This is a genomic window from Pseudomonas sp. G5001, assembly GCF_013385475.1.
In the GTDB taxonomy this organism is placed as follows: domain Bacteria; phylum Pseudomonadota; class Gammaproteobacteria; order Pseudomonadales; family Pseudomonadaceae; genus Aquipseudomonas.
Genome location: NZ_JACAPZ010000035.1, coordinates 99,617 through 126,172, shown reverse-complemented (window position 1 = coordinate 126,172; position 26,556 = coordinate 99,617). Strand labels below are relative to the sequence as shown.

Annotated in this window: 30 protein-coding genes; 11 read left to right on the top strand and 19 right to left on the bottom strand. The window is 62.3% G+C overall.

Annotated features, from left to right (window positions below; translation table 11 throughout):
• Positions 1-110 precede the first annotated feature (110 nt).
• Complete coding sequence (locus HX805_RS25665; protein WP_177117408.1) at positions 111-638, bottom strand: GNAT family N-acetyltransferase; 528 nt, start codon at positions 636-638, stop codon at positions 111-113.
• A gap of 150 nt (positions 639-788) precedes the next feature.
• Between HX805_RS25665 and HX805_RS25660 the strand changes: the two genes are divergently transcribed.
• The gene (locus HX805_RS25660) at positions 789-1,916 is read left to right on the top strand and encodes a sensor domain-containing diguanylate cyclase (RefSeq protein ID WP_102369191.1); all 1,128 of its coding nucleotides are present in this window, start codon (positions 789-791) and stop codon (positions 1,914-1,916) included.
• 3 nt (positions 1,917-1,919) lie between these two features.
• Here the strand turns inward: HX805_RS25660 and HX805_RS25655 are convergent, their stop codons facing one another.
• The 7 genes from HX805_RS25655 to HX805_RS25625 form a co-directional block, all read right to left on the bottom strand.
• Positions 1,920-3,596 carry an ATP-binding protein gene (locus tag HX805_RS25655; RefSeq protein WP_177117407.1) on the bottom strand — a complete coding sequence of 559 codons (1,677 nt, stop codon included), beginning with the start codon at positions 3,594-3,596 and terminating at the stop codon, positions 1,920-1,922.
• Between the two features lie 140 nt (positions 3,597-3,736).
• On the bottom strand, positions 3,737-4,156 hold the full coding sequence (locus HX805_RS25650; protein WP_177117406.1) for an organic hydroperoxide resistance protein: 420 nt from the start codon (positions 4,154-4,156) through the stop codon (positions 3,737-3,739).
• 139 nt (positions 4,157-4,295) lie between these two features.
• A complete protein-coding gene (locus HX805_RS25645; protein ID WP_003215212.1) occupies positions 4,296-5,153 on the bottom strand; it encodes a CAP domain-containing protein in 858 nt (285 codons plus the stop codon).
• Between the two features lie 81 nt (positions 5,154-5,234).
• Positions 5,235-6,560 carry an MFS transporter gene (locus tag HX805_RS25640; protein WP_008436370.1) on the bottom strand — a complete coding sequence of 442 codons (1,326 nt, stop codon included), beginning with the start codon at positions 6,558-6,560 and terminating at the stop codon, positions 5,235-5,237.
• Positions 6,561-6,618: 58 nt separating this feature from the next.
• Entirely contained in the window at positions 6,619-7,812 is a 1,194-nt protein-coding gene (gene lhgO, locus HX805_RS25635; RefSeq protein WP_087695067.1) for an L-2-hydroxyglutarate oxidase, read from the bottom strand.
• Between the two features lie 105 nt (positions 7,813-7,917).
• Complete coding sequence (locus HX805_RS25630; RefSeq protein WP_177117405.1) at positions 7,918-8,628, bottom strand: FadR/GntR family transcriptional regulator; 711 nt, start codon at positions 8,626-8,628, stop codon at positions 7,918-7,920.
• Positions 8,629-8,674: 46 nt separating this feature from the next.
• Positions 8,675-9,901 (bottom strand): MFS transporter, encoded by a 1,227-nt coding sequence (locus tag HX805_RS25625; protein ID WP_177117404.1) that lies wholly within the window; start codon positions 9,899-9,901, stop codon positions 8,675-8,677.
• Positions 9,902-10,012: 111 nt separating this feature from the next.
• Between HX805_RS25625 and HX805_RS25620 the strand changes: the two genes are divergently transcribed.
• Together HX805_RS25620 and HX805_RS25615 are read left to right on the top strand one after the other, a co-directional pair.
• On the top strand, positions 10,013-10,903 hold the full coding sequence (locus tag HX805_RS25620; RefSeq protein WP_003215222.1) for a LysR family transcriptional regulator: 891 nt from the start codon (positions 10,013-10,015) through the stop codon (positions 10,901-10,903).
• A 133-nt stretch (positions 10,904-11,036) separates the two neighbouring features.
• On the top strand, positions 11,037-11,711 hold the full coding sequence (locus HX805_RS25615; RefSeq protein ID WP_177019813.1) for a GNAT family N-acetyltransferase: 675 nt from the start codon (positions 11,037-11,039) through the stop codon (positions 11,709-11,711).
• Here HX805_RS25615 and HX805_RS25610 read toward each other — a convergent pair.
• Positions 11,708-12,310, bottom strand: a complete 603-nt coding sequence (locus HX805_RS25610) for a TetR/AcrR family transcriptional regulator (protein ID WP_032899501.1) — start codon at positions 12,308-12,310, stop codon at positions 11,708-11,710. The genes HX805_RS25615 and HX805_RS25610 overlap by 4 nt on opposite strands.
• Before the next feature lie 92 nt (positions 12,311-12,402).
• On the opposite strand from HX805_RS25610, the gene HX805_RS25605 reads away from it, so the two are divergent.
• Complete coding sequence (locus tag HX805_RS25605; protein ID WP_177117403.1) at positions 12,403-13,008, top strand: NAD(P)H-dependent oxidoreductase; 606 nt, start codon at positions 12,403-12,405, stop codon at positions 13,006-13,008.
• Here HX805_RS25605 and HX805_RS25600 read toward each other — a convergent pair.
• Positions 13,005-13,862, bottom strand: coding sequence for a LysR substrate-binding domain-containing protein (locus tag HX805_RS25600; RefSeq protein ID WP_177009435.1), 858 nt, complete (start codon positions 13,860-13,862; stop codon positions 13,005-13,007). The genes HX805_RS25605 and HX805_RS25600 overlap by 4 nt on opposite strands.
• Positions 13,863-13,969: 107 nt before the next feature.
• Between HX805_RS25600 and HX805_RS25595 the strand changes: the two genes are divergently transcribed.
• The 3 genes from HX805_RS25595 to HX805_RS25585 all read left to right on the top strand — a co-directional run bounded on the left by HX805_RS25595 (position 13,970) and on the right by HX805_RS25585 (position 15,000).
• A complete protein-coding gene (locus tag HX805_RS25595) occupies positions 13,970-14,248 on the top strand; it encodes a carboxymuconolactone decarboxylase family protein (RefSeq protein WP_177117402.1) in 279 nt (92 codons plus the stop codon).
• Positions 14,249-14,253: 5 nt separating this feature from the next.
• Positions 14,254-14,628: a tautomerase family protein gene (locus HX805_RS25590; protein WP_177117401.1), complete on the top strand. Its 375-nt coding sequence runs from the start codon at positions 14,254-14,256 to the stop codon at positions 14,626-14,628.
• A gap of 153 nt (positions 14,629-14,781) precedes the next feature.
• Entirely contained in the window at positions 14,782-15,000 is a 219-nt protein-coding gene (locus tag HX805_RS25585; RefSeq protein ID WP_177117400.1) for a hypothetical protein, read from the top strand.
• Positions 15,001-15,528: 528 nt separating this feature from the next.
• Here the strand turns inward: HX805_RS25585 and HX805_RS25580 are convergent.
• The 3 genes from HX805_RS25580 to HX805_RS25570 all read right to left on the bottom strand — a co-directional run bounded on the left by HX805_RS25580 (position 15,529) and on the right by HX805_RS25570 (position 18,108).
• Positions 15,529-15,918, bottom strand: coding sequence for a hypothetical protein (locus HX805_RS25580; RefSeq protein WP_177035594.1), 390 nt, complete (start codon positions 15,916-15,918; stop codon positions 15,529-15,531).
• 32 nt (positions 15,919-15,950) lie between these two features.
• Positions 15,951-17,207 carry a 3-phosphoshikimate 1-carboxyvinyltransferase gene (gene aroA / locus HX805_RS25575; protein WP_177117399.1) on the bottom strand — a complete coding sequence of 419 codons (1,257 nt, stop codon included), beginning with the start codon at positions 17,205-17,207 and terminating at the stop codon, positions 15,951-15,953.
• Between the two features lie 100 nt (positions 17,208-17,307).
• Positions 17,308-18,108, bottom strand: coding sequence for an isocitrate lyase/phosphoenolpyruvate mutase family protein (locus HX805_RS25570; protein ID WP_177117398.1), 801 nt, complete (start codon positions 18,106-18,108; stop codon positions 17,308-17,310).
• A 174-nt stretch (positions 18,109-18,282) separates the two neighbouring features.
• Here HX805_RS25570 and HX805_RS25565 point away from each other — a divergent pair, with 174 nt between their 5' ends.
• On the top strand, positions 18,283-18,636 hold the full coding sequence (locus tag HX805_RS25565) for a DUF1428 domain-containing protein (protein WP_003215254.1): 354 nt from the start codon (positions 18,283-18,285) through the stop codon (positions 18,634-18,636).
• A gap of 213 nt (positions 18,637-18,849) precedes the next feature.
• On the top strand, positions 18,850-19,479 hold the full coding sequence (locus HX805_RS25560; RefSeq protein ID WP_177117397.1) for a lytic polysaccharide monooxygenase auxiliary activity family 9 protein: 630 nt from the start codon (positions 18,850-18,852) through the stop codon (positions 19,477-19,479).
• Between the two features lie 84 nt (positions 19,480-19,563).
• Here HX805_RS25560 and HX805_RS25555 read toward each other — a convergent pair whose 3' ends face one another.
• The 5 genes from HX805_RS25555 to HX805_RS25535 form a co-directional block, all read right to left on the bottom strand.
• Complete coding sequence (locus tag HX805_RS25555) at positions 19,564-20,118, bottom strand: UPF0149 family protein (RefSeq protein WP_008430812.1); 555 nt, start codon at positions 20,116-20,118, stop codon at positions 19,564-19,566.
• Positions 20,119-20,205: 87 nt separating this feature from the next.
• Positions 20,206-21,459: a chloride channel protein gene (locus tag HX805_RS25550; protein ID WP_087692701.1), complete on the bottom strand. Its 1,254-nt coding sequence runs from the start codon at positions 21,457-21,459 to the stop codon at positions 20,206-20,208.
• Positions 21,460-21,573: 114 nt separating this feature from the next.
• Complete coding sequence (locus tag HX805_RS25545) at positions 21,574-22,257, bottom strand: anti-sigma factor domain-containing protein (RefSeq protein WP_008430808.1); 684 nt, start codon at positions 22,255-22,257, stop codon at positions 21,574-21,576.
• Complete coding sequence (locus HX805_RS25540) at positions 22,254-22,781, bottom strand: sigma-70 family RNA polymerase sigma factor (RefSeq protein WP_177117396.1); 528 nt, start codon at positions 22,779-22,781, stop codon at positions 22,254-22,256. Before HX805_RS25540 ends, HX805_RS25545 begins: the two co-directional genes overlap by 4 nt.
• A 70-nt stretch (positions 22,782-22,851) precedes the next feature.
• On the bottom strand, positions 22,852-23,373 hold the full coding sequence (locus HX805_RS25535) for a DUF3455 domain-containing protein (RefSeq protein ID WP_177117395.1): 522 nt from the start codon (positions 23,371-23,373) through the stop codon (positions 22,852-22,854).
• Positions 23,374-23,510: 137 nt separating this feature from the next.
• Here HX805_RS25535 and HX805_RS25530 point away from each other — a divergent pair, with 137 nt between their 5' ends.
• Both HX805_RS25530 and HX805_RS25525 read left to right on the top strand, forming a co-directional pair.
• Positions 23,511-24,290, top strand: a complete 780-nt coding sequence (locus HX805_RS25530; protein ID WP_087692698.1) for a class I SAM-dependent methyltransferase — start codon at positions 23,511-23,513, stop codon at positions 24,288-24,290.
• A gap of 82 nt (positions 24,291-24,372) precedes the next feature.
• Complete coding sequence (locus tag HX805_RS25525; RefSeq protein ID WP_008430805.1) at positions 24,373-25,158, top strand: sulfite exporter TauE/SafE family protein; 786 nt, start codon at positions 24,373-24,375, stop codon at positions 25,156-25,158.
• On the opposite strand, the gene HX805_RS25520 is transcribed toward HX805_RS25525, so the two are convergent.
• The gene (locus tag HX805_RS25520; protein ID WP_177117394.1) at positions 25,155-26,390 is read right to left on the bottom strand and encodes an acyl-CoA dehydrogenase family protein; all 1,236 of its coding nucleotides are present in this window, start codon (positions 26,388-26,390) and stop codon (positions 25,155-25,157) included. The two genes, HX805_RS25525 and HX805_RS25520, sit on opposite strands and share 4 nt — an antisense overlap.
• Positions 26,391-26,556: the final 166 nt, after the last annotated feature.

Genomic DNA, 26,556 nt, shown 5'->3' with positions numbered 1-26,556 from the left:
GTGTGCCTGGCTCACAGTTGAACGTAGTTGTGTATCCCGTCTGTTTCGAGAAAACCCGTGGGTTAAAGGTTTTGTATCGCAGCGGTGTTTGGACACACTGCGATACAAGGTCAGAGGGCCCGCCGGGCCACATACACCAGGCTCGGCGCCTGACCGGGTACATCGTCCAGCTCATCGATGTACTGCATGCCGATTTTCTCCAGCACCTTGATCGACGCTGTATGCGCCGGACGCACCACGCCGTACACCTGCGGCTGGTCCAGTTCGACAAACGCAAACTGCAACGCCGCCCTGGCAATCTCGGTTGCAAAGCCCTGGCCCCAGGCGCTGACCGCAAAGCGGTAGCCGAGGTTGATCCGCTCAACGTCGTTGTAGGGGTACAAGGTGATGCCACCAAAGCCGATCACGCAGCCCGGCGCCTCTTGTGTAGTAATCGCCCATTGGCCAAAACCATGTTCTGCCCAGTGCAGCAGCCAGCGAGCCAGGGCGGCCTCGGCTTGGCCCAGGTCCGTCAAGGGGCCCGCCGGGTTGTAGCGGTTGGTCTCGGGATCGCCATAAATGGCAAATACACTGGCCACATCATCGGCCGCTGCGGGCCTGAGAATCAGGCGTTCGGTGGTAATCGGGTGGGTATTCATGGGTGGACTCTGATCCTTGGAGCGAGCGAGAAGGTGTTCACCTATATTTATCCTGCTTTCGGCGCTCTAGCACGCTTGATTCAGTTGTTAGGGCTACTGGCAGGATGCCACAATGGCACTTTGTCGCGGCAGTAAGATCAGGCGGACCAAATGAATGGCCTTGGGCGTGGGCAGGACCAGGATTGCTTCATCGAGGAGCAGGTACGAACAGATCGATTGCACCAGCTGTTTCGCCAGTCATTCTCTGCAGTGTTCGGCAGTTATATGGCGGCCGCCATGCTGTGCTGGCTGTGCTGGGAACGTTTTGATCACCGGGTAATGCTGGTCTGGCTGGTGGTATTGGCGGGGACGTCGTTGCTGCGGGTGTGGATGTTCATGGACTGGTTTCGCTGCCCCAACAGTGAACGCACCCCCGCGCGCTGGGAGCGGCGCTACTGGGTAACGCTGATGTTGTCGGCCGGGGTCTGGGGCATCGGCGCATTCGTCCTGATGCCCACCGACGACCGCCTGTCCCAGGCCCTGGTGATGTTGTTCACCGTGGGCATGTCGGTCAGCGCAGTCTCGTGTTATTCGGCCTATCGCTACATGACCCTGGTCTCCATGGGCCTGGTACTGCTGCCGTGCACCCTGTGGCTGCTGTTTCAACCGTCGTCGATGCAAGTCGGCATGGCCCTGGCGGTGCTGGTGTTCTCTTCGTTTGTCGGTGGCGCCACGCGCAAGCTGTCGGATGCCCTGGAAAAAGCCTTTCGCCTGACCCGGCAAATGGAGCGTGCCCACAACATCTCCACCCGCGCCGCACAAACCGACGAACTCACCGGCCTGATGAACCGCCGGGCGTTTTTCGAGCACGCGCAGTTGCTCTACGAACAGTGCCGGCATAACCAGCAGCCGTTGTGCGCGCTGATGATGGACATGGACCACTTCAAGGACATCAATGACACCTACGGGCACCAGGCCGGGGACCAGGTGCTGCGTCAGATCGGCGGGGTGATCAGCGCGTCGTTTCGCCAGGCCGATGTGTATGGGCGGCTGGGGGGCGAGGAGTTTGCGGTGCTGCTGCCGGATACGTCGCTGGAGACCGGGCGGGACATCGCCGAGCAGTTGATCAAGGCCATCGCCGGGCTGACCAGCGAGCCGGTCCAGGGGTTGACCGCCAGCCTCGGCGTGGCCTGGGCCCGCGCGGTGGACCAGGACCTGCACGGCCTGATGAACACCGCAGACAAGGCGCTGTACCGCGCCAAGGCCCTCGGGCGTAACCAGGTGGCCGTCGCGGAATAGGCCTCAGCCCTTAAGCAGCGCCTTGGCCAGCACCTGTGACACCTGGTCGGCCGAGTAGGGTTTGGGCAGAAACACCAGGCCTTCATAGCCGCTTTCCGCCAGCTCCTCGCTGTAGCCCGAGGTCAGTACCACCGGCAGGCCGGGCCGGCGCCGTCGCAGTTCCCTGGCCAGGGCCACCCCGGTGATGCCGGGCATCACCACATCGGAAAACACTGCATCGAACCCCAACGCGTCTGCGCCGGCCAGTTCCAGCGCCTGTTCGGCATTGGTTGCCCAGGTGGTCCGGTAGCCGAGGTCCTGGAGGATCTGATTGGCAAAGCGGCCCACTTCCAGATTGTCTTCCACCACCAGGATATGGCGCTGGGCGCATTCGGTGATCAACCCGCAGGTGTCCGGGGGGGCTCGTTGGAAGCTCTCTTCAGGTACCACTTGCGGCAAGTACAGGGTAAACACCGTGCCCTGGCCGACCTGGCTGGCCACATCGACGTTGCCGCCCGATTGCTTGGCGAAGCCGAACACCTGGGACAGTCCCAGGCCGGTGCCCTTGCCGACTTCCTTGGTGGTGAAGAAGGGTTCGAAGATGCGCTCGAACGTCTCCCCGGGAATCCCGCCGCCGGTGTCGGTGAGTGAAATGGCGATGAACGCCTGGCGTGAACCGGCGTCACCACGGATGCTCGGCAGTGCTTGATCGGCGTCCAATCGCAGGGTCAAGCTGCCCTGGCCGTTCATCGCGTCCCGGGCGTTGAGGGCGATGTTGATCAGGGCGGTTTCAAACTGGCTGGAGTCGGCGCGGATGTAGCACGGCTGCCCGGGCAGTTCGACGTGCACATGAATCCGCGCGCCAGTCACCGTCTCGAGCATCTCGCCGATGTTTTTCACCCGCAGGCCTGCATCGAACACTTCCGGGTTCAGCGGCTGGCGCCGGGCAAATGCGAGCAACTGGCTGGTCAATTTGCCGGCCCGGTCCACGGTGTCGGTGACCGCGCTCATGTAGCGCTGGCGACGCTCTTCGGACAGGCTCGGCATCCGCAGGAAGTCGACGGATGAGCGAATGATGGTCAGCAGGTTGTTGAAGTCGTGGGCCACGCCACCGGTCAACTGGCCGATGGCTTCAAGCTTTTGCGATTGACGCAAGGCGGCTTCGGTCTGGGTCAGCAGGGTGGTCCTTTCGGTGACGCGCTGCTCCAGGCTTGCATTCAGCTCGGCCAGGCGCTGGGACAAAACCACGGTGGCGGTGGTTTCGGTCACGGTGTCGAGCATGCCGACCACCTTGCCCTGTACGTCGCGGATCGGGCTGTAGCAGAAGGTGAAGTACGCCTGCTCCGGCGCGCCGCCGCGTTCGATCGTCAGCGGGAAGTTTTCGATAAAGGTGGCTTCACCTGCGAAGGCGGCATCCGCGATCGGACTGATCTCGGGCCAGGCTTCCTGCCAGATCTCGTTGAATGGCCGCCCGAGGGCATCAGGCTTGTCGCCGAGAATCGGGATAAACCCGTCGTTGTAAAGCGTGATCAGCGCAGGCCCCCAGACGATCGCCTGGGGGAAACTGGAGGCAAGGCACAGGGCGACGGTGGTCTTCAGTACGTCCGGCCAGTGTTCCAAAGGCCCCAATGGCGTATTGGCCCAGTTGTGATGCCGGACCCGTTCGGCCATTTCGCCGCCGCCTTGCAGCCAGTTTGTCATTCGGTGAACGCCTTCTTGCCACGGTTCGCTGAGGTAGGGATGCCAAGCTACAGACATCCCGGGACTCAGCCAGTTCAGCGGGATTATCCACTAGATGGCACTTTAGTGTCTCGGCCGGATAATGCTTTGCTGAGCTCCCTTCAGGCCACCGTAATCGTTACCGCGATATTGCCGCGGGTGGCCTTGGAATACGGGCACGTCTGGTGGGCACGGTCCACCAGTGCCTGGGCGGCCGAGTGTTCGATACCCGGCAGGCTGACCAGCAGGCGCGCCTGCAGGTAATAGCCATCTTCCGGGCTGTTCACCAGGTCCACTTCGGCACTCACTGCCGTGTCGGCGGGCAGGCGGATGTGAAGGGTTTGTGCGGCTTTGCCCATTGCGCCGATAAAGCAGGCGGACCAGCCGGCACCAAACAGTTGCTCGGGGTTGGTGCCGGGCGCCTTTGAGCCGGGCGGCGACAGCTTGATGTCCAGGTGCAGGTCATCGCTGTGGGACGCGCCTTCACGCCCGCCGGTGGTGTGGGTTTTGCCGGTGTAGAGCACGGTGCTGTTCTGGGACATGACGGTTTCCTCGCAAGTGGCCCGGGGTGGGCCGGTGTGCACAGGAAACCGCGCCGGCGTATCCGCAATGTGTCATCGCCGGGGCCCTGCACCTCGCAGTGTGTCGCCTCGCCGGGAAGATACGTTGGGATACAAACCGTTATTGCTGCTGCACGCCAAACAAACCGGTCCAGTAGATGCCGGCATCACTTTTCGGGTCCATGGCGTAGGCGGCGCCCATTTCGCGGAACTGCGGGTTCATCAGGTTGGCACAGTGCCCGGGGCTGGCCAGCCAGCCGTCGACCACCTTGCGTGGGGTGTCCATGCCGGCGGCGATGTTCTCGCCGATCTGCTGGCCGATGTAGCCTGCCAGTTCAGCTCGGTCACCCGGGGTGCGGCCATCGTGGTCCAGGTGATCGAAGAAGTTGCCGTTGGCCATGTTGCGCGCGTGGCCGGCGGCGGCGTTGGCGAGTGCTTCGTTCCAGCTCAGGGGTGTGGTGGCGGCAAAGGCCTGGGCGCCACATTGGCGTGGTTGCTGGCGGGCGGTGTTGATCAGGTCGAGCACCTTCTTGCCTTCGGTCTGGGTCTCGCCCAGGCCGCTGGTCAGCAGCGGGCGGGCCAGCACGATGCGCCAGTCCTGGCCGCTGTTGCTCACGCCGATATCAATGAACTGCGGGTCGAGCACCACCCGGCAAAAACTTTCGCGCACGGCTTTCATCGCGGCTTCGGCGTTCCTGGGCCCGGACAGGCTGATGGCCTGGACGTTGACCATCGGGTACGCCGCCCGCGCCAGCGCCTGCTGCAAGTCGCCGACACTGTTGACCGGCAACACCAGCCGCGTGTCGCTGGCCAGCGGTGGCAATTCCTGGGAGCCCTGGTTGCCGCAGCGCTGGACCTGGCTGCGGTATTGATTGATCGAGTCGACCAACAGGCTTTCTTCACCCGCCTGCGCCTGGGCGGTAAACACCAGACTGGCGGCCAGCGTCGTAAGACCCATCATCAATGACAGAACGCGCATGGACGTTTCCCTTGAGCTTGAAAGTGCCCATGATGCGCGATGAAGGGGCATCCATGCACCCGTTGGTCCGAACTTTTTGCCTCAGTTCTTGAATGCCGAGTGTTTACGGCCCTGATCGCACAAGGCGAACACCACCACCAGCAGGGACGAGATCGCGAGGATTATCACAACGCCATCAGTGGAGTGAGTGGCCGACGCCGCCACCATCGACAACGCCCCTAATGGCGCCAGGCCACCTGCGATCGCGGTGCCGATTTCCCGCCCGGTGCCAAAGCCCGAGGAGCGGGTCTGGGTCGGGAACTGGCGGCTCAGGAACGAACCCTGCGGCGCAAACATCATCGGCGCGAGGATGCCGGTGCCCACGCCAATGGCGACGTAGATCATCAGGCTTTCACCGGTATTGAGCAGCGCAAGGAACGGGTAGGCAAACAGCAGCGACAGCAGGCCGCCGAGCATCAGCACGGTCTTGCTGCTCCACTTGTCGCACAACCAGCCGAAGCACGGCACGGCGACGATGGCGATCAGGCTGGCGATGGTCACCGACAGCGACGTGACGTGCACATCGACACCCTTGAACTGGGTGAGGTAAGCCAGGGAAAAGGTCTTGAAGATGTAGCTCAACGCGTTGTAGCCAATCGCCACGAAGAACACCACGGCCAGGCCCTTGAGGTCGTTCTTGAACAGCGCCTTGAGCGGCGACGCCTTGGCCTTTGCGGTTTCCTTGCTCAGTTCCTTGAATTCCGGGGTTTCCGGGATGCTGTTGCGCACCCACAGGCCCACACCCACCAGCGCGATGCTGCAAATGAACGGAATCCGCCAGCCGCCGGCCAGCAGGAATTCATTGCCGTTGATGGTCAGCAGGTACACGGTCAGCGAAGACAGCAGCAAGCCCAGGTTCAGCCCGAGCGCCGGCCATGCACCCTGGCTGCCGCGCTTGCCTTCTGAGGCGTGCTCGTAGGAGGTAACCGCCGCGCCGGACAGTTCGGCACCGGCCCCCAGGCCCTGGATGATGCGGATAAACACCAGCACGATCGGCGCCCAGATGCCGATGGAGGCGTAGCTGGGGATCAGCCCGATCAGTGTGGTGCACACGCCCATCATGCAGAAGGTCAGCACCAGCACTTGTTTACGCCCGAACTTGTCGCCCAGGTAGCCAAACAGAATGCCGCCGAACGGGCGCGCGATGAAGCCGATGGCAAAGGTGGAAAACGCCATCAGCGTAGCGGCTTTCGGGTCGCTGTTATCGAAGAAAATCTTCGAGAACACAATCGCCGCCATGGTGGCGTACAGGTAAAAGTCATACCACTCCAGCATCGAACCGAAGATCGTCGCGGCCGCGACTTTGCGCAGGCGTTTCCTGGTTTGCTCGGGGGTTTCAACGTCCGGGGTGCGGGCTGTAGCCGTCATTCTGTACTTCCTTATGAGTCATTATATTTATTGTCAAAGTGAGGCGTGGTGCGGTGCGTCAGTGGGGCTTGAACATGCGGTCGGCGATCATTGCGCCGATGGGAATCGCGGAGGTGGCAGCGGGTGAGGGCGCATTGCACACGTGGAGCATTCGCGGGGTCTGGGCGAACAGGAAGTCGTGCACCAGGGTGCCGTCGCGCATCACGGCCTGGGCGCGGATGCCGGCTTCATAAGGCAGCAGGTCTTCGATGTTGAGCGATGGGCAGTACTTGCGGCACTGCTCCAGGTAGCCGGACTTGAACAGCGAGTTCTTCATCTCGACGCTGCCCGAACCGAGGTTCTGCCAGATGGTTTTCCAGAAGCCCGGGAAGCTCGCGTACTGCGCCACGTCGCGCCAGTTCACCGAGAATTTGCGGTAGTTCTCGCGACCCAGGCCGAGTACGGCATTCGGGCCAACGGTGACGCTGCCATCGATCATGCGGGTCAGGTGCACGCCGAGGAAGGGCAGCTCCGGGTCGGGAATCGGGTAGATCAGGTGGTTGACGATGGTGTTCTTCGATTCCGGCAAGCGGAAGTATTCGCCACGGAACGGGATGATCTGGTGGTCGATCTTGACGCCGGCCATCACGGCCAGGCGGTCCGATTGCAAACCTGCACACACCACCAGGTGCCTGGCCTGCCAGCTTTCGCCCCGGGTGCTGACGGTGACTTTGTCGGTGTCCTCGACGATCGCAGTGACGGTGCGTTCCAGGCAGATTTCCCCGCCGGCGCGACGAATCACCCGGGCCATGGTTTCGCAGACTTCGCGGTAATCGACAATGCCGGTGGCGTCGAGAAACAGCCCGCCCAGCCCGACGATGTTCGGTTCGCGCTGGCGCAACTGGTCGGCGTCCAGGCGTTCGACTTTCATGCCGTTGAGCTGCGAGCGGGCGTACAGCGCTTCCATCCGTTGTACTTCCAGATCAGTCGAAGCCACCAGCAACTTGCCGCACACCTCGAACTTGATCCCGTGCTCGGTGCAGAACTGCTTCGTGGCTTCGGCGCCGCGTTTGCACAAGTCGGCCTTGAGGCTGCCCGGCGCGTAGTAGATGCCGGCATGGATCACGCCGCTGTTATGGCCGGTCTGGTGCTTGGCCAGCAGGCTTTCCTTCTCCAGGATCACCAGCGAGGCGTTGGGCTGGCGCTTGAGCAACTCCATCGCGGTGGCCAAACCGACGATGCCGCCGCCGATGATGCAAAAGTCATAAATCATTGTTTTGGGTACCTACGCATTTCAGTCTGCTTATCAGGTTGTCAGACTAATGGTTTTGTTAAAAAACAGCGCGCCATCGGCACGCTTTAAAAGGGTTCGGATCGGTCAATTGATAGCGGGCAGTTCCAGATGCAGGCGCCTTGCTGCGGCGCGCAAGTGAGCCTCGGCACAGGCGGCGGCGCCTTGGGCATCACCGACGACGATGGCCTGGTAGAGCGCGGTGTGTTCCTGGGTGGCATCGGCCGAGCCGCTGACAAAGCGGGTGGCGGAGTTTTCCCAGGCGGTCTTGCGGGCGCTGGCCAGTTGGCTTCTGAGGAAGTCATGGAAGGCCACGAAATAGTCGTTCTTGCTGGCCTCGGCGATGGCGCGGTGGAATTCCACATCGGCCAGGGCGGCGGCGTCGAAGTCGGCGCGTTTGTCGTGCATTTCCTGCAGGGCGGTCTTCATGCGCTGCAGGTCGGCGGCGTCGCGGCGTTGGGCAGCAATCGAGGCGGCCTGGGTTTCGATCCACAGGCGTACTTCGAACATTTGCGCCAGGTCCGGGCGGCGACCGTTTTTTTCCGGGAAGCGGAACACGGTGCCGGCCGGGGTTTGCGAGATAAATGAGCCCAGGCCACGCCGCGCAGTCAGTACGCCGTCGGCCTTGAGCTGGGCAATCGCTTCGCGCACCACCGAACGGCTGACATTGAGTTGTTCAGCCAGTTGCTGTTCGGTGGGCAGGCGCGCTTCGGGCGCCAGTTGGCCGGAATCGATTTCTGCACGAATGGCGCTGACAACGCGCATAACGAGCGAATCAGGGCGCTGGAGCTCAAGCATGGGAAAACCTTGGTAATCAGGTTGTCAGACAATAGTCGTTACGATTTTATCTTGTCAAGGCAGCTGTGGTGTCGAGGCGGGTGCGCAGGGCCAGGAAAAGACCTGCACCAATCAGTGCCAACGCCACACCGAACGTGGCTTGCATCCCACTTCCCACGTCGGCGGGAGTGGCCGTGGAGAGGTCACCTGAAACGTGCGCAAAGACAGCACCCAATGCCGAGGCGCCCGCGATCAGCCCCACATTGCGCGACAGGTTGAGCAAGCCGGCGACTACGCCACGGCGGTCTGGCAGTACGTCGCTCATCACCGCGGTGTTGTTGGCGGCCTGAAACTGGGCGTAGCCGAGGGTGAGGATGATCAGCGGGGTGATATACCCGGCAACTCCAAGGTTCAGCGGCGCCAGGGAGAGCAGCAGGCAGCCCGCCAGCATCGCCAGCAGCCCGGCGATGGTCATCGGGCCGCTGCCGAAACGGTCGGTCAAACGTCCCGCAGGGATGCCCGTCAATGCCGAAACGCAGGGCCCGACTGCCATTGTCAGGCCCATCCAGGCAGGGTCGAGGCCTGCACCGTGGGTCAGGTAGAAGGGCCCGACCACCAAGGTCGCCATCATCACCGCCGATACCAGCGCGCTCATGGCCAGGCCAGCGCTTAGCGTTGAATCCCGTAAAGTCGACAAGAAACTGAACCCGGATTGCGCGGGCTGTAGCCCATGGCGGTCGACGCGCAGATAGCGCCGGGCGAGGGCAAATGTCAGCAAACCCAGCGGCACGGTGATGAAAAACAGCGCGCGCCAGCCAAACCCCGCGATCAACACCCCGCCAAGGCTTGGCCCCAGCGCGGTACCCATGGCCGACATCGTGCCCAGCAACCCCATGGCGCGGCCGGTGCGTTCCTTGGTCACGGTGCCGCCCACCAGCGCCATGGTCATCGCCATCATGACCGCCGCGCCCAGGCCTTGCAGGGCGCGGGCCGCAATCAACAGCCCGAGGGACGGAGCCATGCCGCACAGGGCCGAGGCAACGGTGAAGAGCAATAACCCGGTCAAGAGCAGGCGGCTGCGGCCCATCAGGTCGCCCAGTCGCCCGACGCTGACGATCACCGCGGTAATCGCCAGCAAGTAGGCGAGCACCGCCCACTGCGCCGCCTGGAACGATGCATCAAACGCCTGCACCAGGCTCGGCAGGCCGACGTTGGCGATGCTGGTGCCCAAGGACGCCAGCAACATGGACAGTGACAGGGCGACGAGAGCGCCACGGGGTGCAGATGATTTCATCAAGAGGCTCCAGGGTTTGACCGCTGTCAGAAATCTACGCCGTCACCTAACATGGCGGAAGGCGCAGCATTTGCACTTTATACGTGCGCCAAACGCCCTATGAGGTTTGCCGTGTCGACACCTGATTTCAATCTGCTGGTCACCCTGGATGTGTTGCTCGCCGAAGGCAGCGTCGCCCGTGCCGCTCAACGCTTGCGCCTGAGCCCGTCGGCGATGAGCCGGGCGCTGGCGCGACTGCGGGAAACCACCGGCGATCCGTTATTGGTCCGTGCCGGCCGCGGCCTGGTACCTACGCCGCGCGCTTTGGCGTTGCGCGAACAGGTCAGCCAGTTGGTGCAGGACGCCGAAGCGGTGTTGCGACCCGCTGCGACGCTGGATGTGAGCCAGCTGGTACGCACCTTCACCTTGCGCACCAGCGACGGATTTGTTGAAAACTTCGGCCCGGCGCTGTTGACGCGGATCGCCCGGGAAGCGCCTGGCGTGCGGTTGCGCTTCGTGCACAAGCCGGACAAAGGCAGCACGCCGCTGCGCGATGGCAGTGTCGACCTGGAAACCGGCGTGGTCGACAGCAGCGCCAGCCCCGAGGTGCTGACCCAGGCGCTGTTCCGCGACCGGTTTATCGGCGTGGTGCGCAAGGGCCATCCGCTCAGCCAGGGCGAAGTCACGCCGCAACGCTTCGCCGAAGGCCAGCACATCTACGTGTCCCGGCGTGGCCGTGATCAGGGCCAGATCCATCAAGCCCTTGAAGCGCTCGGGCTGACCCGGGACGTGGTGACCATCGTCGCCGGCTTCTCTACCGCCCTGGCCCTGGCCCGCAGCACCGACCTGATCGCCAGCGTGCCGGAGCGGCATACCGCCAACCTGCACAGCGACCTCTACCGCTTTGCGCTGCCGTTCGTGTTCCCGGACTTCACCGTATCGATGCTCTGGCACCCGCGCCTGGACGCCGACCTGGCCCATCGCTGGCTGCGCGGTTGCCTGCGGGAGGTATGTGCGCAATGAGCCGAGCCCGGACATCCAGCCCCCCTGTGGCGAGGGAGCTTGCTCCCTCGCCACAATGGGTGCTTGCGGGTCCACGGCGGCCCTTCAGCAGGTACAATCCGCCGGGCCTTGAAATGAAACACCAGGAATTCAAATGTTCAGCCTTACCCATTACGAAACCCCATGCCCCGAGCCGATCAACGCGCAGATCCTGCAGATGGTGGTCGACTACCTGACGGACATCAGCATGGTCGCCATCCCGCCAAGCAACCTGCTGTACAACGTCTACCAGTACGCCATCGGCTACGAGGTGCACCTGTACCTGGAAGCGCTGGACGGGTCCAAGGGCATTGCGGTGGAATTGATCGTCGCGCTGGACGCGCAGGAGCAGGTGATCGGCTTCCTGCTGTACCTGCCGGTGAAGGACGATCCCGAGGCGTGCGGCGTGGCTTACATGGCGGTGCACGCCAGCCATCGGCGCAAAGGCGTGGCGCGGGCGATGATGCAGGACATGCTGGCCCGCTACCCCCATGCCGAACTGACCTGCGCAGTGGAGAAGGTCCCGGCGTTCGAGTCCATGGGCTTTCAACTGCGCGGTGTGCGCGGTACCCAGGTGTTGATGAACACCCGCGACTACAGCACTGACGGCTTGATGGGGTTGCTGGATGTGGCGTCGATCTACAGCTCGCTGGAGGTGCGGCAGATCCACACCTACCTCCTGCAAAAGCACGGCAAGCGGGCGATGGTCGATGCCGAAAAACAGCGTGATCGTCACTTCGACCAGATGACCCACAAGGCTCGGATGTTCGTGCACGCAAGGCTGGGCTAACGCGCTCCTCGACTCACCATCGACTTGATGCTCGCAAACAGCTCCTCTTGCGCCTCCAGCGGGCTGATCTCCCCGCTGGCCGCAGCATGGGACAAGGCGTCCGCCGCGCCCAGCATTGCGCGTAAACCGGGCTGGCCAATCACACCGTCCACGGCAAAGGGGGCGAGGGCATCGCGACACTTGCCGAGGAAAATCACGTCGTACTCGCGCTTGATGGTTTCCAGTTCCGGGCTGCCGGCCAGGGCCGCAATCACTCCCGGAATTTCCCGCCCCTGCAACAACACACAGTCGACATAGCACGAGGCAATCACCCGGGCGCGATCATCCAGGGTGGGTTCGCTGGCCTCGATTGCAGCGGCAAATACCTGGTTCTGCCGCGCGTCGAAATCTTCATACAGCGCGGCCAGCAGCCCCGCGCGATCGCCGAAATGGTCATACACCACCGGCTTTGTAACGCCGGCCAACTCGGCCAGATGCCCGAGGGTCAGGGCATCGGTGCCTTCTTCGCGCACCAGTTGCCAGGCCACGTCGAGCAACTGGCGTAGCCGGTCATCCCGGGACAGGCGACGGCGAGGGGCAGGGGATTGATCGCTTGACATGCTTATATACCAAAAGTAACTTACCAACGGTAACTTAGCTCAAGCCTACTCAATTTGCCTGCTCATCGCCACCCCCCGAAGGAGTCATTGCCATGCACGCGCTGATCGTCGTTGCCCATCACGACCCACAATCCCTCACCCACAGCCTCGCCAAACAGGCTGCTGCCGGCATCACTGCCGCAGGGCACACCTTCGAGATCGCCGACCTCGCCGCTGAAGGTTTCGACCCGCGTTACAACGCCGCCGACCATAAAGTGCATCGCACCCGCGCCACGCCGCCGGCCGACGTACTGGCCGAACAGGCCCGACTCGACCGCGCCGACGCCTTGGTGCTGGTGTACCCGATCTTCTGGTGGTCGATGCCGGCCTTGCTCATGGGCTGGATCGACCGGGTATTCGTCAACGGTTGGGCGATCGACTACAGCCTTGAGACGAAGGTGGTGAAAAAACTCGGCCACTTGCAGGTGCACTTACTGGGCGTTGGCGGGGCGGACGAAGGGGTGTTTGAACGCCACGGCTATGCCGACGCCATGCGCACGCAAATCGACCATGGGATCTTTGATTACTGCGGTGCGAAAGTGCTGACATCCGAGCTGCTGCTGGACTCGGAAAGCGGCGCTGCCGAACAGCATCTGGAGACGGCGACGAAGTTGGGGCGACAACTGTTCGTCACCCTGCAACCCTGCGAAACCGCCTAAACCAGGCTGCTCTGTATGAGCGCTGCCAGCTGTGCGACCGCAGCGCCTGGCGCTGGATGGCTGCAATGCAATTCATAGCCAAGGGACGGCACCGGCGGCAGACCGTCGAGTACACGCAGGTGCGCAGGCAAACCGATACGGGTGCGCAAGGTCACACCCAACCCGGCATCGACCGCCGCCCAGATCCCACCCACGCTGGGGCTGGTCAAGGCAATGCGCCAGGCAATGCCGGCGCGGTCCAGGGCTTCGGTGGCGGCGCTGCGCAATACGCAGGGTGCCTCGAACATCACCAGCGGCAGCGGCGCGTCCTCGGCGCGCGGTAGTTGGGGTTTGTCCCGGGGCCCGATCCAGTGCATGGGTGTTTGCCCCAGGCGGGTGCGGCAGGACGATGTCTGACCGGTTTCCCAGGTCAGCGCCAGGTCCAGGCTCGCGCTGTCGATCAGGGTCAACAGCTCGGCATTGCGGCCTATCCGCACTTCAAGGCTGATCATCGGATAAAGCCTGGCGAAGCGCCGCAGGATGTCACTGAGCACATGCTCGCCGAAATCCTCCTGCAAACCGAGGCGCAAAGTGCCTGCGGTTTGGGTTTCGTTAAGGCTGCTGAAGACAGTGTCATTGAGGTCCAGCAACCGCCTGGCGTGGCCGAGCAGCGCTTCACCCACCGGCGTCAGCACCAGCCCGCGCCCGGATTTGCTCAGCACCGGCGTGCCGACCTGTTCTTCGAGTTTCTTTAATTGCGCGCTGACGGCTGAGGTCGAACGGCCCAGGCGATCCGCCGCCTTGGCAAAACTGTTCAGCTCGACGCCGGTGACGAAGGTGCGCAGTACATCAAGGTCGAAGGTGGGGCGGCGCATTGAATGGTCCATTAAAACGGGATGGTGGATGCTATTAAATCTGATATTCGGAATGATCCTGGCTTGCTAGTTTTTGCCCGTCAACTGAATTGTCGGAGCGAGCGTCCATGAGCAACAAATTTACCGAGCTGACCCGCGACGTGCTGTTCGCCGATATCTGGGAGCGCGAGGGCCTGTCGCCCAGGGAGCGCAGCCTGATCACCGTGGCGGCACTGGTGGCGATGTACCGTCTGGAGCAACTACCGTTTCACTTGCAGCGGGCGGTTGGCAATGGCTTGAGCGTCGAGGAACTGGGTGAAGTCATCACTCACCTGGCGTTTTACTCCGGCTGGCCGACAGCGGCGTCGGCGCTGAACGTGTTGGCAGCCATCCATCCTGCGGAGTAACCACCATGCCTTACGCTCGAATCTCCCTGCATCGCGGGAAATCCCCTGAGTATCTGCAAGCGCTTTCACAGGGATTGCATGATGCCCTGGTTGAAAGCTTCAAGATTCCTGACGCGGATCGCTTCCACGTGATCCACCAGCACGAAATTGGCGAGATGATCATCGACCCCAACTATTTGGCCGGCCCGCGCAGCCACGACTATGTACTCATCGCGATCACGGGCGGTAAACCTCGTGATACCGAGACCAAACGGCGGTTTTACCAGGTGTTGGTGGAGCGGCTGGAGGCTGCGATTGGGCTGAGCCCTGAGGATGTGATGGTGGTGATTACGACGACGGCGGCGGATGAGTGGTCGTTTGCGGGGGGAAGAGGGAATTAGTAGCACGGGCGTACTTTTCCAATTGGAATGATTGCCCACAAGATATGGAGAGGTGATCGGGAAATGTCAGTCTGGAAAGGAGGACCTTTCTGACAACCTTTCAGGCGGCTCAGTCTTACTCTTTGCGCTCTCGTGGAATCCAGGAGTAAAGGAATGACTTCCAGCGTCTTGAAGGACGGTTTTCCAGCTGCCTATCGCACCACCCGCGAACGGATCGAAGGCAGTATCGACCTCGGCCGGTTGTTTGCCGCGATCGATGCTCACTCGGCGATTGCGGGGGCAGGAGTGGGTGCAACCATGAGTGTCATAGGCAGCGGCGTCTCCGGGAATATCCGGACACTGGCCATCGGCCTATATGAAGAGTTTGAATAATGGAGCTGAGAAATTCCCCTAGAGCTTTTATGGCTCACTATTTCCCTGTTTTCATCAGTGCTTTTATGTTTGCGCTTTTTGCTCTTGCGGTAGCGGGGTCGTCGATGGGTAGTACCTACATGCGAGGCGTGCCTGCTTATCGTAGTTACACGGGACTGGATGTGGGCATCGCTTCCATTATCTTGTCAGCGGGCAACTTTCTTATCCTCCGAGGTCGCGCCTGGGGCGTCTGGATACTGGCAGGCAGTTGTGTGATGAGCTTTTTCATTGTGCTGTTCACCTACAGCTATCAGCCCCATCCTTTTATCTACACAACGGGGCTGTTGTTCCCGCTGCTAAGCCTCTACCTGCTCAATACCCACCGCCACCGCCAAATGCGCGCAGAACTCGTTCTACTTCGTCACGAACGCGAGCGCTACAAAGCCGGCTTTCGGCCCCCGCGTACTCAGGAGATGGCCCAGGCTCGCCTCGAATACAAAACGGCCCGCAGACTCAAGCGTGAAAATCGCCGCAAATGGAACGCGGCCCTCAACCCTCGCGAAACAAGTCATGAGCATCCAGCAACCGATACGCAATCTCCGGGCGCTTCTCCATGCCCTTGCGAATCGCCGCTGGAATCGACTGCCGGGTCTTGCGACACAACCCCGGCAAGTCATCGATAACGATCTGAATCCCGCGCATCGTCTTCACTTCCGTATGGCCCGGCGCGATATGCACGCGAATGCCCAGTTGCTGATACATCAGCTGTTGCATGCGCTCAAGATCGGGCAGGCTTTGCAGGTTTTCGAGGCGTTCGAGCAGGCGTTTTTCTTCCTGGCGCGTCAGGTGCAGGATGCGTGCATCGGCGCCGGGAAGGTCGAGCAGTTGCTCACGATTGCAGTCGCAGACGCCGGGTGGGCAGGGTTGGCGAATCGTCATGCAGTCTCCCTCCCGTTACCGGCGCCGGCGGCTTACCAGGTCAGATGGACCCCAAGGCTTTCCAGCTCTTTCCAGTACTCAGGATAGGTCTTGCCGACGCAGTCCGGGTCCTGAATCCTGATCCCCGAGACCTTCAGGCCCGCCAAGGCAAAGCACATCGCGATGCGGTGGTCGGCGTGGGTGTCGATCAGCGCGTTGCACGTGGTGCCCGCCAGGGCCGGATCGCTGGCTACCAGCAAGTCATCACCTTCAATGGTCGCCAGGCCTGGGCGGATTTCATTCAGACCGTCATGCAGTGCCTGCACCCGATCACATTCCTTGACCCGCAGGTTGGCCAGTTCCGTGAAACGTACCGGCGTGTTGTTGAACGCGGCGAGCACGGCGAGGGTGGGGATTGCGTCCTGCATCTGCGAACCGACAACCACCGGTTGCATGTGCGGGAACTGCGCGATCACTTCCTGGGCCTTGGCATCGGGCTGGGTGAAATCCTGCGGGGCGACACCGAGGTCGATGCGGCCACCGGTCAGCACTTCGGCAGCCCACAGATAGGTGGCGGCGGAAGCGTCAGGTTCGATCAGGTAATCGTGGGCGGTGTAGCCGGTCGGGGCCACGCGCCAGGTGCTTTCATCGACGATGTCCACCTGGGCACCGAAGGCGCGCATGCAGTCCAGGGTCAGGTCGACATAGCCACGGGCGCCGATGTCCTTGCCGGTCAGCGCTACTTCAATCGGCGCTTCGCCGCACGCCGCCAGCATCAGCAGCGCCGACACGTACTGGCTCGACAGGCCGCCGTCGATCTCGAAACGCTTGGCTTGCACGCGGCCAGTGCCATGGACGGTCACGGGGGGGCAACCGGTAGGGCTGTCGACCTGGATGCCATTCTGGCCGAGGGTCGCGAGCAGCGGGCCGATCGGACGCTTTTGCATGTAGGCGTCGCCATCCAGCACCACGGTGCCTTGCACGGTGGCCACGGCGGCGGTGAGAAAGCGCATCGCGGTGCCGGCGTTGCCGAGAAACAACGGCTGCGCCGGCAATTGCAGCTTGCCAATGCTGGTGACGACGAAGGTGGTGTCGTCCGGTTCATCGATCACCACGCCCATCTGCCGCAGGGCCACCGACATGTGGCGGGTGTCATCGCTTTTCAACGCGCCGCTCAGGCGGCTGGTGCCCTTGGCCAGGGCCGCCAACAGCAGGGCACGGTTGGTAATGGATTTGGAGCCGGGGGGCGCTACCTTGCCGTTCAGAGGAAAGTTGGGCGGTGTAACGGTCACGGTTTTCTGCGAACTCAAGGTACAAGGCTCCTGCTTCAAGGCGGGTGGCGTTTGGCGGACACGAATAATCGGCCAAACACGCTACCGTTGTCGAGCGGGGATCGTTCAGAGTCGCGGGTTATGGCGCCATGCGGCCATTCATGTCGCCATAGGTGAACGCCTTGAGCGCGTGCGTATCCAGTTGCCCGCTACGCAGGAAGCCTTCGGCGAGGCTGTGCATGGCGCCATACAGGAATTCGGCGATGCTCGAGCCGGCCGTGAGGCGGCGTACGCCCAAGGCTTGCAGCGTCTCGGGCGCGGGCAGGCCGGCCCAGGCCAGCACGTTGACTGGCAAGTTGGTCGCCTGGCAGAGCTGCTGGATTTCGTGCTCCAGGTGGATGCCGGCGGCAAACAGTCCGTCGGCGCCTGCGCCCTGGTACAACGCGGCGCGCTTGAGGAGTTCTTCAAGGCGCTGTGGCTCCGGGGCCAATCCTTTCAAATACACGTCGCTGCGGGCATTGATAAACAGCTTCACGCCACAGTTGTCCGCCACACGACGGGCAACCTCGATCTTGCGCGCCAGCAGTTCAGGGGTGCCGGCACCGTCCTCGATATTGACGCCGATGGCGCCCGCGTCGATTACGGCCTTGATCACCCGGCCCACGTGCTCCGGGTCGTCGGAATAACCGGCCTCGATGTCCACGCTCAGCGGCACGTCAATCACCCGGGCGATGGATTGCACGGTGCTGACCAGCAGCGGCAGCGGCAGCTGATTGCCGTCCTTGTAGCCGTGGGTCCAGGCAACGGCCGCGCTGCTGGTGGCGACGGCCTGGCTGCCCAGTTGCGCCACCAGGCGCGCGCCGCCGGCATCGGCGACGTTGGGCAGGATAAACAGTTGAGCATGGTGCAGGGCGTGGAAGGCGGTAGCGTGGGCGGTCATGGCGGGTCAGTCCTTTGAGTGGGCTTTGTTGTTGAAGGCGCCTGTCATATCAAGAATCGGCCCGGCATCGCAATCGATAACACACCACTGGTCGACATTTCCCACGTTGATGTCGATTGAGCGCCTGATGGATCGACTACAGGCACAACAACCCGTCGAATCAGGAGAGTGATCATGTCTTACGTAGATGGCTGTGTCATCGCGGTGCCCACCGCAAACCGCGAACAATTCATCCAGCATGCCAAGGCCGCCGCCGTGGTGTTCAAGGACCATGGCGCGCTGAATATCATCGAGTGCTGGGGCGATGACGTGCCCCAGGGGCAGGTGACCTCGTTTCCCATGGCGGTCAAGCTCAAGGAGGATGAAACCGTGGTGTTTTCCTGGATCGTCTGGCCGTCGCGGCAGGTGCGTGACGCCGGGATGAGCAAGGTGATGGAAGACCCGCGCCTGAAGGCAGACGTCAATCCGATGCCGTTTGATGGGCAACGGATGATCTATGGCGGGTTTGAGATGATCCTCAACACCTGAGGCCAGGCGTTCATGGACGGCGGCTGTAGTCCGATCGCCTGTCGCAGGGTAGGACCGACGATAACTCTGGTGCAAGACCAGTGCGAAAGCTACGCAAAAACAAGGACATGACGCGATTTGTCTGACAGAACCGTCGGGTAGACAACCCGGTGAGGTGGGCTAAGTTCAAGGCGCTTCCCATGAGGGGAAGTCTTCAATCAAGGAGTGACTGAAATGAACAAACCCCAGACTCAACTCAGGCATGGTCGCGTTGTGACACCCGCCAGCCGTGGCTCGGTGGCGGTAGAGCGTGGCCTGCTGGAAAACTGGCAAGTCAACGAAATGGAAGGCGGCAAGAACTTCCCGGCCCTCAACGCCGGGCCGTTTCCGGCACCTTACGAAACTGACGATCAGAGCGTCACGCCCCCCGCCGACGGGCACATCCTCAGCGGCGGCAAGACCGATGCCCGCGACTGTGTGAACTTCACCGACGAAGAAATGGGTAAGAAGCTCAACACCCCGTTTAACTGGCCGTTGTTGAATGTTGAAGCCGGCCAGGTATTCAAGGTGCAGTGGGCTTACACCGCCGCGCACGTGACCCGTGGCTATCGCTGGTTGATCACCAAGGACGGTTGGGACCCCAAGCAGCGCATCAGCCGTGCTCAACTGGAGGCCAAGCCTTTCTTCGAGGATTTCTACACCCAGGTGCCGTATTACCAGCACTCGGCAGAATTGAAGGCCAAGGTTGAACATCAAGTGACATTGCCCAAGGGCAAGAAGGGCCGGCATGTGCTGGTGTTGATGTGGATCGTGGCCAACACCGGCAATGCGTTCTATCAGGCGTTTGACGTCGATTTCAACTAGCGGCAACTGAACCTGGAGGAACAACATAAATGTGGAGAGGGAGCTTGCTCCCTCGCCACAGGTGTTGCGTTCAGCACCGCTCAATCAGCGCTGGGCCAACCAGTAGTCGTGCAACGCACGGGCGGCCGGTTCGATAGCGGCTACCCGTTGCTGATGGGCATTTACATCCAGGTCTGCCGGCAGTTCAAAGTTGTCCTGCTCGGCGCACCAGGAAATCTTCTCCAGTTGCCCGGCCTGTTCGGCAGGCAGCTCTGGCCAGTTGCCGATAGCGGCGCCACGGATATAACCAAAGCACCATTCTTCCGCCAGGGTCAGTGGCTGGTCCTGATGCTCGGTTTCCTCGAAACGTGCCTTGAAACCCTGGGCGTCGGTCGCCAGTTGCGTGGCAATGGCGTTCATATGGCGCACGCACAGTTCAAGGAACTGGCCAGCTTCTTCCGGGCTTTCCCAATCCGGGTTCTGCCCACCAAAGATACCGGGGAACCATTCGGCAACCTCCACCTGTGCGGGGCTTGAAACCAGGGCGGTGAAGTAACCGTCGAGCTCGGCCAGGTTCAGCACCGAATGGTCGTCGCCGTACTTGAGCAGGGTGTCGTCGATGAACTCGAAATCGGCGGGTGCGAGGGGTTGGTCGTGCATGGGCATATCCTTTGTGCGTGGAACGCCGCTGATGGGGCGGCTTAAAGCGCGGAGGATGGCGCGTGTCGGGGTTTTAATCCAGCTTCTTCAACGCTTTTCCCACAGGACGCACAGCTTGCTCATGCACATCGAACCTGCCACCGCGAGAATGATCGGCACCAGGAAGTCATGGTCGATGCGGGTGAATTCCGCCACCAGCACGATTGCCGTCAACGGCATGCTCATGCTCGATGCCAGGAACGCCGCCGCACCGATGATCGCGAAAGCCCCCAGCGGCACGCCGGGCCACAGCAGGCTCCAGGCGCCGCCGAGGATGATGGCGAGCAGGGCGCCGTTGGCCAGCGCTGGGGTCAGCAAACCGCCTTCGGCACCGGCGCGCAGGCTGCTCGCAGTGATCAGTACCTTGACCACCAGCAGCACCGCGGCAAGGCCGATGGTCAGCTCATTGTCAAAGCCCAGTTGCGCCGGGCCCTTGCCGTTGCCGAGGATCTGCGGCAAAAAAATCGCCAGGCCCCCGATGATCGTGAAGTTGATCAACGACAGTACCGGCAACCGCCAGCCACGGGCGGCGTTGCTGCGGGCCGCGCCGGTCAGCCGGTTGAATCCGTAGGCGGCCAGGCCAAACACCGGCCCGCAGGCCAGCGCCCAGGCGATCAAGCCAGGGCTGAGCACAAAGTGCGGCACCACGTATTGCGCCTCTGCGCCCAAGCCAATCCAGGCCACCGACGCGCCGATGGCCGAGGTGGCCAACGCAATCACTGCCGCCGGCCAACTGAACACACCCACCAACACTTCGAGCACAAACACCGCGCCGCCCAACGGCACGTTGTACACCGCCGCCAGCCCGGCGCCCGCACCGCAGGCGACGATCAGCCGGTGCATGTCCGGCGCCAGTCGCGCCCGCTGTGACAACCAGGTGGCGGCCAGCGCGCCGACTTCCCGTGGCGCCACTTCACGGCCCAATGGCGAGCCGAGGGCCACAGTGATGATTTGCAGCACGGCGTGGGCGAGGGTGGTCTTGGGCGGCATGATCGGTGCCTGGGCGGAGACCGCTTGCTTGATGCTCACCAGTGGCCGGCCATAGCGGTAGATCAACCACCAGCCCACACCGGCCACCAGGCCACAGGTGATCAGCACCAGCACCCGGCGTTCGGGCGCGGCGGCGGTGACGCCGAGCAAAAAGGTTTCATGGCTGATCAGGCTGTCGAGGCTGTAGCCGTAGGCCAGATGCTGGATGCCGTGCAGCAGCAAGGCAAGGAGCATGCCGCCCAGGCCGGCGCCGATGCCGGTGAAGATGACGACGAGTGCGAGAATCAGCAGCGAACGGGTTTTTGAGGGCATGAAGGGTCCAGGGAGCCGGGTTTCCGAGCCCGATTCTATAGCGCAATGGTGACGCCATAGCCCCGAGATGTAATGCACATGCGCGAACTGGCCTTCCACAACATTGCATTACGTTCAGATTACTTTAACGGCCCGGCCAATTGCCTGAATCGGACCTGTCGGCTTGCCGGTTTTCGACCCGCCGGGATTTTCCAGGGTCAGCTCAAACAGCTGGTTCGGCGCCAGTGGCGGGAGTTTGTCCAGGGGCACAGACAAGGTCTGCCCAGGCTTGACCAAGCCCAGCGACACCGGGCCTTGCCAGTCTTCGCCCTTGGTCCAGAACTGCAGCGTCTTGTCTGCCGGTACTTCCATGATGCCCAGGGGAATCAGCTGGATTTCCTGGGTATTGCTCGCCTGGATTACCCAGCCCGGGGCCTGGTTTTGCGGGGCTACCAGCACCACTACATAAGCGGTCGGGTTGATGGCGGCCGTACGGGTCAACAGCAGTGTCGCCAATACCAGGCTCGCCGCGATGCCGGCGCCGGCCAGTCCGCGCCACAACGCCAGCCTGTTCCACCATGAGACCGGCGAGTCCCGGGTGGCTGAATGCCCCAGGCTGCGCTCGATGCGTCGCCATAAATACACCGAAGGCGTTGCCGGGGCGGCCTGTCCAGTCAGTGGCAGCAGGCGCTGTTCCCAGGCGTCCACTGCCGCACGCAAGTCGGCATCGGTGGCCAGGCGCTGTTCCACCTCGGTGCGTTGCTCGGTGGGCAAGGTGCCCAGCACATATTCGCTGGCCAGTTCGTCGATGCTGTTCATGCCATGCACTCACGCAATGCCGCGAGGCTGCGTTTGATCCACGCTTTCACGGTACCCAGCGGGGTGCCGAGTTTGTGCGCGATTTCGCTGTGGGAATAACCGTCTACATACGCATGCAGGATGCAGTTGCGGCGGGCCGGGTCGAGTTGTTCGAGGCAGCTGTAGATCCGCGCCGAGTGCGCCTGATAGTCGAAGGTGTCAGCGCGCTCTGCGCTTTCATGCTCTTCGCTGAGGGGCACTTCGCGTCCATTGCTGCGCACGGCATTTAGCGCCAGGTGCCGGGTCACGCTGTATACCCAGCCGCGGGCCGAGCCTCTGTGCGGGTCAAAACTGGCCGCGCCGTTCCAGATCTTGATGAAGGCGTCATGCACGATATCTTCGGCCACCGCCTTGTCACGCACGATGCGCAACGCGACCCCCAGCAGCCGGCTGCTTTCCTGTTGATACAGCCGGCGCAAGGCCGGTTGTTCGCCATGGGCGCAGGCCAGCAGGCAGGCTTGATAGTCAAAATCGGCTTCAGGCAAAGACAGGTTTCCAGGTGGAGGCCCCGGCGGTGAGCCCGGGGCGCTTTGGCAGCAGCGTAGACGAATCTGGTCAGTTGGCCGCCCAGAAGATGTAGTCGGCCTGGTACTTGACCACTTCCTGCTTGCCCTTGTTGGCCGCCGTGCATTCCGTGCCTGGCGCCACGCCGCCCTTGAGGGCCACCCGCTGGATATACGCGACGCCACTCATCGCGCCCTTGCCTTCGGCGGGGTTGGCCTTGACCAGTTGATAAGGCAGGTTGCCAGGGCTGGACGGCGCCACGGCCAACTGGGTGCCGGTGACTTTCGAACCATCCTTGGCCTGCCAGGTGGCCGGCGGGCCGAAGTAGCTACCGACCTGCTGGCCGCTGCGGTCATTGAGCACCGCCTTGGGCCCGACGAAAAACCATTCGGTCTGGCCGGCAGCATTGGCCTTGTCCCGGCATTCGTAGGTGATTTCGCCGACTCCGGTGGTTTCCATGGTCACCTTGTGGCCGTCCGGCACCTTGATGCTGTCGGGTAAAACGGTCTGGGCAAAGGCAGTCGGTGCAGCGGCGAACAGGCAGGTCACGCAGAACAGGGCTTTGGCGTTCATCGGTGTCTCTCCATAAGGGCAGCAAGGCGCTGCTACCTGTACTACCCACGGCACGCGCAAACGGATGCAGCGATTAGAAAATAAATCTTCAAGGGCGCACACTGTGGGCCCCCGCACTACCAGAGGAGAGATTGACGATGACCGGTGTTCACAAGTCTGCTCAACAGGGTTTCTCTACTCAGGCCGTCACGTACGCCCAAGGCCGGCCGGACTATCCACGGCAACTCACGGGTTGGCTCACCGACGCCCTGCAGATCAATCCCCACTCCACGGTCATCGACCTGGGCGCCGGCACCGGCAAGTTCACCCGCTTGCTCAGCACCGTGGCGCCGACGTTGATCGCAGTGGAGCCGGTGGAGGCAATGGGCGCGCAGTTGCACAAACTGCTGCCCCAGGTGCGCCTGCTGTCGGGCACCGCTGAAGCCATCCCTCTGGAGGCGGCCACCGCTGATGCCCTGGTGTGTGCCCAGGCGTTCCATTGGTTTTCCACGGAAGCGGCCCTGGCGGAAATTCACCGGGTGCTCAAGCCGGACGGTCGCCTTGGGTTGATCTGGAATGTGCGGGATGAGTCGGTGGACTGGGTCGCGGCCATCACCGAAATCATCACGCCCTACGAGGGCGACACACCGCGCTTTCATACCGGACGTTGGCGCGAGGCCTTTACCGGCGAGTATTTTTCCGCCCCCGAAATGACCTGCTTCCCCTACAGCCATGTCGGCAGCCCCCAGGAAGTGATCATGGACCGCTTCCTTTCCGTGAGCTTTATCGCCGCATTGCCACCGGCAGAAAAGGCGCAGGTGACTGAGCAGTTGCAGTCGCTGATCAACACGCATCCGGCCTTGCGCGGCCGTGAGACGGTTGCGTTTCCGTACCAGACCCAGGCTTATCGCAGCCAGCGGCTGACCAGAAAGGCATAAAGTCAGATCGTTTTGATATAAGTACTTATAAGAAAAATCGCTATGCTGCGGCCAGAATTTTATAAGGCCGCAGGTAGTGGTAATGGATGTAGGTAATTTTGGTTTCTCGATTGCTGGCCTGATTGTTGGATTTATCGTGGGAATGACCGGTGTAGGCGGGGGCTCGTTGATGACGCCGATCCTGCTCTGGTTCGGCATCAACCCGGCCACCGCCGTGGGCACCGACCTGTTGTACGCCGCCATCACCAAGTCCGGCGGGGTGCTGGTTCACAGCAAGAATCGCAACATCGACTGGACCATCACCGGCTGGCTGACCCTGGGCAGCGTGCCCGCCGTGTTGCTGACCTTGTGGTTTCTCAAGAGCCTGGACACCGACCCCGCCGCCTTGAACGCGGTGATCAAGCAGTCCCTGGGCGTGGTCTTGCTGCTGACGGCCACGGCGATCCTGTTCAAGAACAAGCTGTTGGCCTTTGCCCAGCGGCATGCCGGCGACGACTACAAGATGGCGCCGCGCAACCTTAATGCGCTGACCATCATCACCGGCGCTGTCCTCGGTACCATGGTGGCCCTGACCTCCATCGGCGCCGGTGCCCTGGGCACGGTGGCGCTGTTTATCCTGTACCCGTTCCTGGCCACCAAGCGCCTGGTGGGTACCGAAATCGCCCACGCCGTGCCGCTGACCCTGGTCGCCGGCCTCGGCCACGCCAGCATGGGCAACATGGACTGGACCCTGCTGGGCTTCCTGTTGCTGGGCTCGCTGCCGGGGATTTATGTCGGCAGCCACATGGCCGGCAAGGTCCCGGACGGGATATTGCGTCCTTGCCTGGCGTTCATGCTGGTGATGATCGGCTTCAAGCTGGCGTTTTAACGCGCCGGCCCATTGCCGATCTGCCACACAAACGGCGGCTCGGTGCGGTTGATCACCCAGTCGCCGACAATCCGCGCCTTGTAGATCACCGGGTTGTGGGACGACACGGTGCGGGCGTTGCGCCAGTGCCGGTCTAGGGCTTTGCCCTGGCGCACATCCGAAGCCCCCAGTGCGTTGAACAGTTCAGTGGTGGCGCGCTGGATCAGTTCCGAGACTACCACCTGCGCCGTGGCTGATTCGATTTCGGCGGCCACATTGGCTTCGCGCTCCACGGCATCGTCCCCACCGAACCGCGCCACATAAGCCCGCTGCGCTGGAAGTGCGGCTTTCAATGCGCTGGCTTCGGCCGCATATACCAGCGCTGCAACTTCACCCACCACCTGCTGAATCTGCGAGTCCTGGCTCACATGGGCGGCATTGCCATGGCTGTAGATTCGTTTGCGGCTGCGCACCTGATGCGCCACATCCTTGAGGGCTGCGCGGCCGATGCCGGCGAGGGTGGCGAGCAGCACCAACTGATAGAACGCAGTCTGGTATTTGAAGCGCGTGGCAAAGTCGATGACGTTTTCCGCCTCCACCACTGCATCGGTAAAACGCGAGGTGCCGCTGCCGGTGGTGCGCTGGCCAAAGCCGTCCCAGTCATCGCTTTGCACCACGCCGGGCTGGCGGGTGCGGGTGGCGGCAATCACATCGCCGCCGGTGTCGCTGCGTTGGGCGTAGACGTCGATCCAGTCGGAAAACAGGCTGCCGGTGCTGTAGAACTTTTCACCGTTGAGTTTCCATTTGTCGCCGTCGGGGCTGACTTTAGTGACGACATCGCCGATGGCCACGCTGCCGATTTCGGTCCAGGCGCAGCCCACGATGTCACCGTCGACAAAGCGTTTGAACCAGAGGTCTCGCGCCGCGCCCGGGGCGGCATTCAGGCGGTCTTCGGCAAACGCGAAGTGCCCGCGCAGGGCCTGGGGCACGTTGGAGTCGGCTTCGGCCAGTTCGATCAGCAGTTCGAATAGCTGGGGCAGGGAGGCGCCGCCACCGCCGTATTCCACCGGGACGCGCACGGCGCCAAAGCCGGCTTGCTTGAGCCATTGGATCGGCTCGTAGGGCAGGGCGCGGGTTTGTTCGCGCTCTACGGCACCCTCGGCGATGCGCTGGAAAATCGGCCGGAAGCGTTCGGCCAGGGCGTGATAATCGACGCCGGTGGACAGTGGATTGATCACGTGATGTTCGGTCATGGGGACGGTTCCTGGGCAGTGAGATAGGTGAGCTATTGCACGGTCCATGCCGGGCGCGAAGGCACGTATTTACGGGACGGGTGCCGATTCAACTGTTGTTCCTGCAACAGCAAAACGACAAACCGCTGCAATCCATGACAGCTCGGAGCAGGCTGCTTTTCGCCTG

Bases quoted from the DNA above. Each gene is read 5' to 3' on its own strand.
- HX805_RS25645 (WP_003215212.1), bottom strand. From the start codon at position 5,153: ATGCGCGTTCTGTCATTGATGATGGGTCTTACGACGCTGGCCGCCAGT.
- HX805_RS25590 (WP_177117401.1), top strand. From the start codon at position 14,254: ATGCCTTACGCTCGAATCTCCCTGCATCGCGGGAAATCCCCTGAGTAT.
- HX805_RS25630 (WP_177117405.1), bottom strand. From the start codon at position 8,628: ATGCTTGAGCTCCAGCGCCCTGATTCGCTCGTTATGCGCGTTGTCAGC.
- HX805_RS25665 (WP_177117408.1), bottom strand. From the start codon at position 638: ATGAATACCCACCCGATTACCACCGAACGCCTGATTCTCAGGCCCGCA.
- HX805_RS25560 (WP_177117397.1), top strand. From the start codon at position 18,850: ATGAACAAACCCCAGACTCAACTCAGGCATGGTCGCGTTGTGACACCC.
- HX805_RS25570 (WP_177117398.1), bottom strand. From the start codon at position 18,108: ATGACCGCCCACGCTACCGCCTTCCACGCCCTGCACCATGCTCAACTG.
- HX805_RS25545 (WP_008430808.1), bottom strand. From the start codon at position 22,257: ATGAACAGCATCGACGAACTGGCCAGCGAATATGTGCTGGGCACCTTG.
- HX805_RS25580 (WP_177035594.1), bottom strand. From the start codon at position 15,918: ATGACGATTCGCCAACCCTGCCCACCCGGCGTCTGCGACTGCAATCGT.
- HX805_RS25585 (WP_177117400.1), top strand. From the start codon at position 14,782: ATGACTTCCAGCGTCTTGAAGGACGGTTTTCCAGCTGCCTATCGCACC.
- HX805_RS25660 (WP_102369191.1), top strand. From the start codon at position 789: ATGAATGGCCTTGGGCGTGGGCAGGACCAGGATTGCTTCATCGAGGAG.
- HX805_RS25655 (WP_177117407.1), bottom strand. From the start codon at position 3,596: ATGACAAACTGGCTGCAAGGCGGCGGCGAAATGGCCGAACGGGTCCGG.
- HX805_RS25535 (WP_177117395.1), bottom strand. From the start codon at position 23,373: ATGAACGCCAAAGCCCTGTTCTGCGTGACCTGCCTGTTCGCCGCTGCA.
- HX805_RS25600 (WP_177009435.1), bottom strand. From the start codon at position 13,862: ATGCGCCGCCCCACCTTCGACCTTGATGTACTGCGCACCTTCGTCACC.
- HX805_RS25650 (WP_177117406.1), bottom strand. From the start codon at position 4,156: ATGTCCCAGAACAGCACCGTGCTCTACACCGGCAAAACCCACACCACC.
- HX805_RS25555 (WP_008430812.1), bottom strand. From the start codon at position 20,118: ATGCACGACCAACCCCTCGCACCCGCCGATTTCGAGTTCATCGACGAC.
- HX805_RS25565 (WP_003215254.1), top strand. From the start codon at position 18,283: ATGTCTTACGTAGATGGCTGTGTCATCGCGGTGCCCACCGCAAACCGC.
- HX805_RS25595 (WP_177117402.1), top strand. From the start codon at position 13,970: ATGAGCAACAAATTTACCGAGCTGACCCGCGACGTGCTGTTCGCCGAT.
- HX805_RS25605 (WP_177117403.1), top strand. From the start codon at position 12,403: ATGCACGCGCTGATCGTCGTTGCCCATCACGACCCACAATCCCTCACC.
- lhgO (WP_087695067.1), bottom strand. From the start codon at position 7,812: ATGATTTATGACTTTTGCATCATCGGCGGCGGCATCGTCGGTTTGGCC.
- HX805_RS25530 (WP_087692698.1), top strand. From the start codon at position 23,511: ATGACCGGTGTTCACAAGTCTGCTCAACAGGGTTTCTCTACTCAGGCC.
- HX805_RS25525 (WP_008430805.1), top strand. From the start codon at position 24,373: ATGGATGTAGGTAATTTTGGTTTCTCGATTGCTGGCCTGATTGTTGGA.
- HX805_RS25610 (WP_032899501.1), bottom strand. From the start codon at position 12,310: ATGTCAAGCGATCAATCCCCTGCCCCTCGCCGTCGCCTGTCCCGGGAT.
- HX805_RS25520 (WP_177117394.1), bottom strand. From the start codon at position 26,390: ATGACCGAACATCACGTGATCAATCCACTGTCCACCGGCGTCGATTAT.
- HX805_RS25640 (WP_008436370.1), bottom strand. From the start codon at position 6,560: ATGACGGCTACAGCCCGCACCCCGGACGTTGAAACCCCCGAGCAAACC.
- HX805_RS25615 (WP_177019813.1), top strand. From the start codon at position 11,037: ATGTTCAGCCTTACCCATTACGAAACCCCATGCCCCGAGCCGATCAAC.
- HX805_RS25550 (WP_087692701.1), bottom strand. From the start codon at position 21,459: ATGCCCTCAAAAACCCGTTCGCTGCTGATTCTCGCACTCGTCGTCATC.
- HX805_RS25625 (WP_177117404.1), bottom strand. From the start codon at position 9,901: ATGAAATCATCTGCACCCCGTGGCGCTCTCGTCGCCCTGTCACTGTCC.